9 protein-coding genes are annotated in these 7,676 nt (G+C 73.2%); 3 read left to right on the top strand and 6 right to left on the bottom strand.

Annotation, left to right across the window (positions count from 1 at the left end; all coding sequences use genetic code 11):
• Nucleotides 1–789: ATP-NAD kinase family protein (locus tag ESO86_RS07800; protein ID WP_207207058.1), on the top strand; the 789-nt coding region annotated here is incomplete at its 5' end.
• Nucleotides 779–1,537 (top strand): SDR family NAD(P)-dependent oxidoreductase, encoded by a 759-nt coding sequence (locus ESO86_RS07795; protein WP_129234389.1) that lies wholly within the window; start codon nt 779–781, stop codon nt 1,535–1,537. The genes ESO86_RS07800 and ESO86_RS07795, both read left to right, overlap by 11 nt.
• A 27-nt stretch (nt 1,538–1,564) precedes the next feature.
• On the opposite strand, the gene ESO86_RS18725 is transcribed toward ESO86_RS07795, so the two are convergent.
• The 3 genes from ESO86_RS18725 to ESO86_RS07785 form a co-directional block, all read right to left on the bottom strand.
• On the bottom strand, nt 1,565–1,735 hold the full coding sequence (locus ESO86_RS18725; RefSeq protein WP_165307487.1) for a hypothetical protein: 171 nt from the start codon (nt 1,733–1,735) through the stop codon (nt 1,565–1,567).
• A 104-nt stretch (nt 1,736–1,839) separates the two neighbouring features.
• On the bottom strand, nt 1,840–2,850 hold the full coding sequence (locus ESO86_RS07790; RefSeq protein ID WP_129234388.1) for an SDR family oxidoreductase: 1,011 nt from the start codon (nt 2,848–2,850) through the stop codon (nt 1,840–1,842).
• A 38-nt stretch (nt 2,851–2,888) separates the two neighbouring features.
• Entirely contained in the window at nt 2,889–3,983 is a 1,095-nt protein-coding gene (locus ESO86_RS07785; RefSeq protein ID WP_129234387.1) for an SDR family NAD(P)-dependent oxidoreductase, read from the bottom strand.
• 77 nt (nt 3,984–4,060) lie between these two features.
• Here ESO86_RS07785 and ESO86_RS07780 point away from each other — a divergent pair, with 77 nt between their 5' ends.
• Nucleotides 4,061–4,648 (top strand): TetR/AcrR family transcriptional regulator, encoded by a 588-nt coding sequence (locus ESO86_RS07780; RefSeq protein WP_129234386.1) that lies wholly within the window; start codon nt 4,061–4,063, stop codon nt 4,646–4,648.
• On the opposite strand, the gene ESO86_RS07775 is transcribed toward ESO86_RS07780, so the two are convergent.
• The 3 genes from ESO86_RS07775 to ESO86_RS07765 form a co-directional block, all read right to left on the bottom strand.
• Complete coding sequence (locus tag ESO86_RS07775; RefSeq protein ID WP_129234385.1) at nt 4,645–5,916, bottom strand: DNA polymerase domain-containing protein; 1,272 nt, start codon at nt 5,914–5,916, stop codon at nt 4,645–4,647. The two genes, ESO86_RS07780 and ESO86_RS07775, sit on opposite strands and share 4 nt — an antisense overlap.
• A 9-nt stretch (nt 5,917–5,925) precedes the next feature.
• Nucleotides 5,926–6,942, bottom strand: coding sequence for a hypothetical protein (locus tag ESO86_RS07770; RefSeq protein ID WP_129234384.1), 1,017 nt, complete (start codon nt 6,940–6,942; stop codon nt 5,926–5,928).
• 87 nt (nt 6,943–7,029) lie between these two features.
• Nucleotides 7,030–7,503: a hypothetical protein gene (locus tag ESO86_RS07765; protein ID WP_207207057.1), complete on the bottom strand. Its 474-nt coding sequence runs from the start codon at nt 7,501–7,503 to the stop codon at nt 7,030–7,032.
• Nucleotides 7,504–7,676 lie beyond the last annotated feature (173 nt).

The following is a 7,676-nucleotide window of genomic DNA, read 5'->3' as shown; positions in this document are numbered from 1 at the left end:
GCCCGGGACGTCGCGGCCGGACTCCCGGAGGCGGCCGTCGCGCTCGGCATCCCCGCCGGCGTCAAGATGTACTCGCCGGTCTTCGCGGTCGGTCCGGGTGCCGCCGGCGCGCTCGCCGCGGCCTGGCTCGACGAGCGGGGGCTGCCGACGGCCGAACGGGAGGTGCTCGACGTCGACGAGGAGCAGTTGCGCCGTGCCCGGGTCGAACCGCGGCTGTACGGCACGCTCCGGGTGCCATATCGAGCGGGACGCACGCAGGCGCGCAAGGCGGCGACGCCCGCCGACGAGCAGGCGGCGGTCCGGATCGCGGCGAAGGGTGCGGCGTCGCGCCTGCGGCCCGGCATCCGCTACCTGCTCGGGCCAGGCGGCACCATGGCGGAGGTCGCGCGCGAACTCGGCGTCGAGAAGACGCCGTTGGGCGTCGACGTCGTGCTCGACGGCGACGTGGTCGTCGCGGGCGCCTCGGAGCACGAACTGCTCGACGAGGTCGCGAAGGGGCCCGCGCAAGCCGTGGTCTCCATCATCGGCGGGCAGGGGTTCCTCCTCGGCCGAGGCAACCAACAGCTCTCGGCGCGCGTCGTCGAGGCGATCGGCGACGACCCCGTGATGGTCGTCGCCCCCGAGCAGAAGCTCATCGACCTCGGGGGGCGTCCGCTCCTCGTCGACACCGGGGATGCGGCGGTCGATGCGCGCCTCGCCGGGTTCGCGAGCGTCGTCACCGGTCCATCGACCACGAGCATCTACCCGGTCCACGCACCAGAGAACGAAGGAGCAGTCCATGCGACTTGAGCACAAGCAGGCCATCGTCACCGGAGGAGCCGGCGGCATCGGCCGCGCGACCGCCAAGGCCCTCGCGGCCGAGGGCGCCGCGGTCGCGGTCGTCGACCTGAACGGCGAGGCGGCCGAGGCGGTCGCCGCGGAGATCCGCGACGCCGGGTTCACGGCGATCGCCGTCCAGGCCGACGTCGCGAGCGAGGCCGACATCGAGCGGGTCGTCGAGACGACCGTGGCGGCGTTCGGCGGCGTGAACGTCGTCTTCAACAACGCGGGCATCATCCGGCGCACAACCGCGGTCGAGACCTCGGTGGAGGAGTGGGATCGCGTCTTCGGCGTGAACGTCCGCTCGATCTTCCTCATGGCCAAGCACGTCGTGCCGGTCATGGCCGCCGCCGGCGGCGGTTCGATCGTGAACACCGGGTCGGGCTGGGGGCTGAAGGGCGGCGGGCAGGCGATCTCGTACTGCGCCTCGAAGGGGGCGGTCGTGAACATGACCCGCGCGCTCGCCATCGACCACGGTCCGCAGGGCATCCGCGTGAACTCGGTCAACCCGGGCGACGTGAACACCGGGATGCTCCGCGACGAGGCCAGCCAGCTCGGCCAGGACGCCGATGCGTTCCTCGCCGAGGCCGCGGACCGGCCGCTGCGCCGCATGGGCGAGCCGCGCGAGATCGCCGCGGCCGTGGTGTGGCTCGCGAGCGACGAGTCGAGCTACGTCACCGGGTCCGCGCTGGTCGTCGACGGCGGCGGGATCGCGTAGCCGTCGACGACGCACGTCGGCAGGCGCTCAGCGCCCGCCGAAGTCCTCCTCGTCGTCCTCGGGGTCGGCGACCTCCTCCATGACGAATTCGACGTCGTCGTCGCCGACGCCCTCCGCCTCGAGCTCCTCCTCGTACTCGATCTCGGCCTCCTGGCCCCGGCTGAACGGGCCCTCGAGCGGATCGACGAAGCTGGTCATGGCATCCCCCTTCGGCTGGCCCTCCCGCCGGTCGGGTGGCCGCGTGCCCTCAGGCTAGCCCCGGGAGCCCGTGCTGCGGAACGGGGTCGCAGGAAGCCCGCACGTCAGCGGCGGGGGAGGGCGAGGATGCGTTCGAACGCGGCATCCGTCACCCGGTCGACGACCTGGAGTTCGGGGTGCGCGTCGTAGAACTCGACGATGCGGCGCGCGCCCTCGTCGAACGTGATCGTGGTGCGGAACTCGGGCACGAGCGCCTTCACCTTGGCGTTGTCGAAGACCATCGAGTGCGCCTTGTCCCCGAGCAGGCCGGGGCCCCAGTCGGGGTGCATGGCGGCGATGGTGTCGGATGCCACGTGCACGAGCTCGGCGTCGGGCGCGCCGGCCGCTTCGGCGAGCCAGCGGTAGATCTGGTTCCACGTCGGCGCGTGGTCGCCCGTGATGTGGAACGCGTCGCCGACGGCCATCGGGTTGCCGAGGAGCCCTGCGAACGCGACCGCGAAGTCGTCGTGGTGGGTGATCGTCCAGAGGCTCGTACCGTCGCCGTGGACGATCACGGGGCGCCCGGCGCGCATGCGCGCGAGGTCGGTCCAGTGTCCGAGCGTGGGGATCAGCGTCGCGTCGTACGTGTGGGAGGGGCGCACGATCGTCGCGGGGACGCCGCGCTCGCGCACGGCGTCGACGAGCACCTGCTCGCACGCGATCTTGTCGCGCGAGTACTGCCATTCGGGATTCACGAGCGGCGTGGACTCGGTGACGGGCAGGCGGCTCGGCGGCGTCTGGTAGGCCGACGCCGAGCTGATGAAGACGTACTGCCCGATCCGCCCCTCGAAGAGGTCGAGGTCGGCCTGCACGTGGTCGGGCGTGAACGCGAGGAACTCGCAGACGACGTCGAACTCGAGCGGGTCGGCGGTGCCTCGGCCGAGCGCCGCGCGCACGGTGTCGGGGCGACGGATGTCTCCGACGACCTGCCGCACGTCGGCCGGGAGCGGCCGCAGGCTCGTGGAGCCGCCTCGGTTCAGCACGGTCACGTCGTGGCCGACCTCGACCGCGCGTCTCACGCAGGCCGAACTGATGACGCCGCTGCCGCCGATGAAGAGGATCCGCTTCGCGCTCATGGCCCCATGGTGTCACCGCGGCTCGGGGTCCGCACGGGTCAGGCGGCGGACCAGCCGCCGTCCGACGCCAGCACGACGCCGTTGACGTTCACGCCGTCGTCGGAGAGCAGGAAGGTGATCGACGCGGCGAGGGCCTCGGCCTCGGCGGCATCCGGAAGCAGCGCCATGGCCTGGCGCACGCGCTGCGCGCCGAGCGGCGACGCGAAGGACGCCTCGATGTTCGTGATCGTCGGGCCGGGCGCGACGGCGTTCACGCGGAGGCCGCTCGGGCCGTACATGAACGCGGTCGACTTGGTGAGGCCGACCACGGCGTGCTTCGAGGTGGTGTAGGCGACGCCGGCGGCGGAGCCGCGGAGCGCGGCCTCGGACGCGGTGTTGACGATCGAGCCGTGGCCCTGCGCGAGCATGCCGGGCACGACCGCGCGCATGAGCTTCATGGTGCCGTCGACGTTCACGCGCATGACGCGCTCCCACACGGCATCGGTGAGCTCGCCGATCGGGGTCATGTCGTCCATGATCCCGGCGATGTTGGCGAGGCCGTCGATGCGGTCGCCGCCGGCGGCGAGGATGTCGGCGATCTTCGCGTCGTCGGTGATGTCGGCGACGAGCGTCACGACGCCGGCGCCGTCGTGCTCGGCCGCACGGAGCTCCTCGGCGAGGTCGTCGAGGCGCTCCTGCGAGACGTCGACGGCGACGACCCTGCCGCCCTCGCGCACGATGCGCGACGCGGTCGCCCGGCCGATGCCCGAGCCGGCGCCCGTGACGATGACGGTCTTGCCCGTGAAGCGGCCCTGGTCGATGCGCTCGACCCACTCGGGGCGCTCGACGGCGTCGGTGGCGTCTGCAGGGGCCTCGGCGGCGTCGGTCTCGGGCTCGGGGGCGGATGCCGCGGGGGCGCCGGCCGGGACGTCGCCCGCCGCGGCCCGTGCGACGAGCTGGTCGACCATCTCCTGCGAGAAGGAGCCCTTGCTGAGCTTGATGAGGCGCTTGAGTGCGAGGCGGTGGACCGGGCGGAGGACGTCGGGATCCTGCCCGGCCTGCGCGAGGAGGTCGCGGATGATGGGCCCGCCGACGGGGTCCTCGAGCCAGGTCTTGATCGATGAGTCGCCGGTGAGGGGCTTGCTGGGGCTCATGAGGGGTTCCTTCGCTGCTCTGGGTCCGTGTCCTCGGAGGACACCGGACAACTCTGTCCGGTAGTAACCTAGCACCCATGTCCGAGAGTGCACGGGGAGAAGGTCCCAAGCCGCGCAAGCCGAACCTCGGCCCGAGCGCCGGGCCGGCCAACCGGCGCGCACTGCTCGCCGCCGCGCGCGAGATCTTCGCCGCCGACGGTCTCTCCGCACCCTTCAGCGCGATCGCCAGGCGAGCCGGCGTCGGCCAGGGCAGCCTCTACCGGCACTTCCCCGACCGCCTCTCGCTCGCGGTCGCCGTCTACGAGGAGAACCTCGACGAGCTCGAGGCCGCGGTCGCCCCGCCGGAGGCCGGGCTCGACGACCTCCTCCAGGGCGTGATCGCGCAGGCCATCGTCTCGACCGCGCTGATCGACCTCATCAGCGCGCACCCGCACGATCCGCGCGTCGAACGCCTCGGCGCGCGCGTGCGCGACATCGCGGTGGCCGCCGTCGAGCACGAGCGGGCCGCGGGCAGGTTCGGCGAGCACGTCGACGTCGAGGACGTGCTCCTCGCGATCTCGATGCTCGCCGGCCTCGTCGCCCGGACCGAGCCGGCCGAGCGTGCTGCCACCGCCGATCGGGCGTGGGAACTGCTGCACGCGGCGTTCACGCCGCGCACGGCCTAGGCGCCGTCGCCCCGCGACGGGGCATCGGCTCCCGGAGCGCCACGCCCGGCCCACGGATCGTAGTCGGCGACGAGCGGGCCCTGCTCGGGCCGATCCGCATCGGGCACGTGCTGCAGGTTCACCCGCACCCGGTACCAGAGCGAACTCGACCCGCGCATGCCGTCCACGAGCACGTCGGACGGCGTCAGGTGCGGCACCACGACGGCGTTCGCCGCCTTCCAGCGTTCGAGCGCGTCGAGCGCCTCGGGCTTCGTCTCGGTGCGGGCGACCTCGATGAGCGGCATCGTCGAGACCCGGCGCCCCGAGCCGTCCCCGCGCGAGGCGCCCCGGGGCGCCTTCTCGGCGGGGCCGAGCTCCTCCGCCAGCCGCAGCAGCCCGTCGAGCGATCCGACCGCGTCGTCGATGCCCGCGTGCGGGTCGCCGCGGTCGCCGAAGCGCTCGAGGACGGTCGAGACCGTGAACTCCTCCGGTCGCCGCGAGCGGACCTCGTCCCAGTCGAGCGGCGTCGAGACCCGCGCGTCGGGCAGCGGTCGGACCGAGTAGGCGGATGCCACGGTGCGGTCCTTCGCGTTCTGGTTGAAGTCGACGAACACGCTCTCGCCGCGCTCCTCCTTCCACCACCGTGCCGACGCGAGTCCGGGTGCCCGCCGTTCGACCTCGCGCGCGAGCGCCTCGGCGGCGAGCCGGACCTCCCGGAAGTCCCAGTGAGGCTCGATGCGCACGAGCAGGTGGATGCCGCGCGAGCCCGACGTCTTCGGCCAGCCGACGAGCCCGTGGTCCTCGAGCACGTCGCGCGCGACCATCGCGACGTCGACGATCTGCGACCAGTCGACGCCGGGCATCGGGTCGAGGTCGACGCGCAGTTCGTCGGGGTGGGCGAGGTCCTCGGCCCGCACGGGGTGCGGGTTGAGGTCGAGGCATCCGAGGTTCACGACCCAGGCGAGGCCGGCGGCGTCGCGCACGACCGTCTCCTCGGCCGACGTGCCGCGCGCGTAGTGCAGGGTCGCGGTGTCGATGAATGCGGGGTGGTTCTCGGGCACGCGCTTCTGGAAGAACGGCTCCGCGCCGATGCCCTTCACGAACCGCTTGAGCACCATCGGCCGACCGCCCGCACCGCGCAGCGCGCCGTCCGCGACGGCGAGGTAGTAGCGGACGAGGTCGCGCTTCGTCAGGCCGGGCTCGGGGAAGACGACCCGGTCCGGATGGCTCACGCGGACCTCGTGGCCCCCGACCTCGAGCACCACGGCGTCGTCGCTGCGCGCAGCCATGACACCACGCTAGGGGGTGACGGCGGCCGGGGCGCCCTCGGGACCGCCGGGGTCCGCGCCCGAGTCGGCGGTCGGGTGCGGATCCGCCCGGTCGCCGGACTCGTCGGACTCGTCGTCGTCACCGGCCGAGGCGGTGTCTTCGTCCCGGACCGGGGCGTGACGCAGCTGGAGGAGGATGGCGGCGGCGAGGCACGACGCCCCGACGAGGGCGAGCAGCGAGCCGCCCGACGAGACGTCGCCGCCGCCGGCCGCGAACGCGTCCGCGAGGTTCAGGCCGATCGCGAACCCCGCCCACCAGAGGAAGAAGGTCGTCGCGTGGATGAGGAGCAGCCCGACCGTGACCACGTCGTGCGTCGTGACGATCCCGCGCCGTGAACCCTGGATCGCGACGATCGACCCCGCGACGGTCGCGAGCGTGGCGCCGAGCGCCCAGACGAACGGCCCGCCGTCGATCACCCCGTAGCGTTCGACCAGGATCCCGTAGATCTGCGCGAGCGAGAGCTCGGGCACGGCCGCCATCGGATTCCAGACCAGCAGGTGCAGCGTGCCGAGCGCGATCACCGCGAGCTCCGCGGCGCCGAGGACCGCGACCGCGATCCCGACCCGATCGGTGCGGCTCGGATCGCCCCGGCGCTCGGACAGGCCGAGCGCGATGATCGCGTAACCGCCCACGGCGGCCGCGAGGGCGAGCAGGATCAGGAACGGCGAGTCGCCGACGCCCGTGAACTGCACCGCGATGGGGGCTGCGACGGCGGCCACGACCGCGGCCCATCGTCGCCAGGCCCGCGGCTCGCCGGCGGTGATCAGCAGCAGCAGGCCGAGCGGGAGCGCCCCCCACACCGCGACGACCTCGATGACGTCGGACATCGTGCCGACGACCGCGCGCTGGACCGACGAGGCGAACCCGGGCACGGCCAGGTCGACCGACACGCTCGTCGCGGCCATCACGACCGCGACCGCGAGGAAGGACGCACCGGCGCGGGCGCGCCGCCCGGCGAAGACTCCGTTCCGCGGCATCCGGGTCATGACGACCTCATCTCGTGTCCGGCAGCAGGTGCCCCCGATCCCCACCATGGCACGGATCACGAGGCGGCGGAAGCGCCGCGACCCCAGTCAGTCCGGGCGTGCGGCAGGGGCCTGCGAGGCCCGGTCGCGGTGCACGCTCGCGTGCACCCACGGGTGCAGGATGTCGAGCTGCACGAGGGTCGCCGCGAGCTCGAGGAGGCCGAGGCCGAAGTAGACCGCCTGCAGCGGGCTGAACGGGATGAACACCATCTGGACGAAGACCCAGACGAGCATGCCGAAGCCGGCGACGGCCGTCGCGATCATGGTCCACCGCATGCGGCGCGCCAGCATCACGAACGCGAGCAGGTGCGTGCCCCCGACCACGATCGCGAGCGCGAGCCCGGGGACCAGGAACGACGTGAACGGCGAACCGTCGAGGTAGGACTGCGGGATCGCCATCGCGGTGCCGCTGAAGTCGATCACGCCGCCGAGCACCAGCGCGGCGCCGCCGAACACGCTGGTGATGCCCACGAAGATCTGGATCGTCAGCAGCACACGGCGCGCGATGCCCTGCATGCTCATCGTCGCCACCCCCCTTCGACGCGGGCCGGGTCGGCACCAGCATGCCCGCTCCGCCGCCCGGACGTCGGGGCCGAAGGTCATGCGATCCCTCGCGCGCCCGCCGTCAGTAGCCGGCCGCCGCGGGCCGGACCGGCCCCGACGCGGTGCCGGGCGCATCGTCGCCCGGGTCGGTC

Origin of the sequence: Agromyces binzhouensis (assembly GCF_004135055.1) — a bacterium.
Taxonomy (GTDB): domain Bacteria; phylum Actinomycetota; class Actinomycetes; order Actinomycetales; family Microbacteriaceae; genus Agromyces; species Agromyces binzhouensis.
Note: the sequence above shows the minus strand (reverse complement) of the source record. Positions and strands in the feature narration are given on the sequence as shown.